Source organism: Nocardia farcinica, assembly GCF_029867845.1.
Classification (GTDB): Bacteria; Actinomycetota; Actinomycetes; order Mycobacteriales; family Mycobacteriaceae; genus Nocardia; species Nocardia farcinica_A.
Genome location: NZ_JARWRU010000063.1, coordinates 1 through 1,876, shown reverse-complemented (window position 1 = coordinate 1,876; position 1,876 = coordinate 1). Strand labels below are relative to the sequence as shown.

The following is a 1,876-nucleotide window of genomic DNA, read 5'->3' as shown; positions in this document are numbered from 1 at the left end:
GGCCCCCCCCCCCCCCGGCGGGGGCGGCGCGGCGTGTGGCGGTCGCGGGGTCCCCGCCGTCGGGGCCGGCCCCCCCCCCGCGCGCTGCGGCGCGCCGCCGGCGGCGGGGCCCCCCGCCCCCTCGCCTGTTCAGGGACCGATCGTCCGGGGCGCCGGTCGACGACGTGTCACCAGATGCGGACCCGCTCGGCCGGATCGAGGTAGAGCGCGTCGCCCGGCCGCACCCCGAAGGCCTCGTGGAAGCCGTCGATATTGCGCACCACCGCGTTGCAGCGGAACTCCGGCGGCGAGTGCGGATCGACGGCCAGCCTGCGGACGGCCTCCTCCTCGCGCACCTTGGTGCGCCACACCTGCGCCCAGCCGAAGAACACCCGCTGCAGGCCGGTCAGGCCGTCGATCACCGGGGCCTCACGGTCGCCGAGGGAGATCTTGTAGGCCTGTAGCGCGATCGACAGCCCGCCCAGGTCGCCGATGTTCTCACCGATGGTGAACTCGCCGTTGACGGTGTGCTCGTCGCCGAGTTCCTTGGGGGACAGCACGTCGTACTGCTCGATCAGCGCCCTGGTGCGCGCGGCGAACTCGGCGCGGTCGGCGTCGGTCCACCAGTCGATCATGTTGCCGTCGCCGTCGTACTTGGCGCCCTGGTCGTCGAAGCCGTGGCCGATCTCGTGGCCGATCACCGCGCCGATGCCGCCGTAGTTGGCGGCGTCGTCGGCGTTCATGTCGAAGAACGGCGGTTGCAGAATCGCGGCGGGGAAGACTATCTCGTTCATGCCGGGGTTGTAGTAGGCGTTCACCGTCTGCGGGGTCATGAACCACTCGCCCCGGTCCACCGGCCCGCCCAGCTTGCGCAGCTCGCGGTCGTGCTCGGCGGCGTGACCGTTGCGGTAGTTGCCGAGCAGGTCCGCCGGGTCGACGCGCACCTCGGAGTAGTCGCGCCAGCGGTCGGGGTAGCCGATCTTGGGGGTGAACTTCTCCAGCTTGGCCAGCGCGGCCTGCCTGGTCTGCGGGCTCATCCAGTCGAGCTCGGTGATGTTGCGCCGGTAGGCCTCGACGAGATTGGCCACCAGCTCCTGCATCCTGGTCTTGGCCTCGGGCGGGAAGTGCTCGGCCACGTACAGCTTGCCGACCGCCTCGCCGAGCAGTTCCTGCACCAGCGAGACACCGCGCTTCCAGCGCTCGCGGATCTCGGTGGCTCCGGTCAGGGTGCGCCCGTAGAAGTCGAAGTTCTCGGCCACCAGTTCGTCGGTGAGATAGGGGGCGCGGGCGCGCAACAGCCGCCAGGCCGCCCAGGCCTGCCAATCGGCGAGGTCGGTCCCGGCCCACAGCCGGGCGAAGGTGCCGAGGTAATCGGGCTGGCGCACAACCACTTCGGCGAACAGCTCGGCGCCGGATCGGTCGACGCCCTCGGCCAGCGCGGATGTCCACGCCGCCCAGTCGAATTCGGGGTGCTCGGCGCACAGGGATTCGAAAGTGGTGAGGTTGTAGCCGAGTTCGGCGTCGCGGCGGCGCACCACGTCCCAATGGCCCTCGGCGAGCCGGCGTTCGAGTTCGTAGATCCGCCGCGCGACGGTGTCGAGATCGGCGGGCAGCAGTTCGGCCACCCGCTCGTCGGCGGCGGCAAGGGCGAACATGCGGCCGATGTGGGCGATGTAGGCGGAGCGGATCTGCTCGTATTCGTCCTGGCGGTAGTAGGACTCGTCCGGCAGGCCGAGGCCGGACTGGTACAGCTGGATCAGGTAGCGTTCGGAGTTCTTGGCGTCGGTGTCGACGTAGAGGGCGATCGCGCCGGGCACGCCGGTGCGATGCCAGCGGCCGAGCAGCGCGGCGAAGGCCGAGCGGTGGGCGCCCCCCCCCCCCAGCGCCCGCCCGGCGG

The 1,876-nt window shown here is 71.4% G+C and carries 1 protein-coding gene; it reads right to left on the bottom strand.

All coding sequences use genetic code 11. The features are described 5' to 3' along the window. Positions 1 to 167: 167 nt before the first annotated feature. Positions 168 to 1,876, bottom strand: a 1,709-nt coding sequence (locus QH283_RS01005; RefSeq protein ID WP_280501137.1) for a M13 family metallopeptidase, incomplete at its 5' end; no start/stop codon positions are given.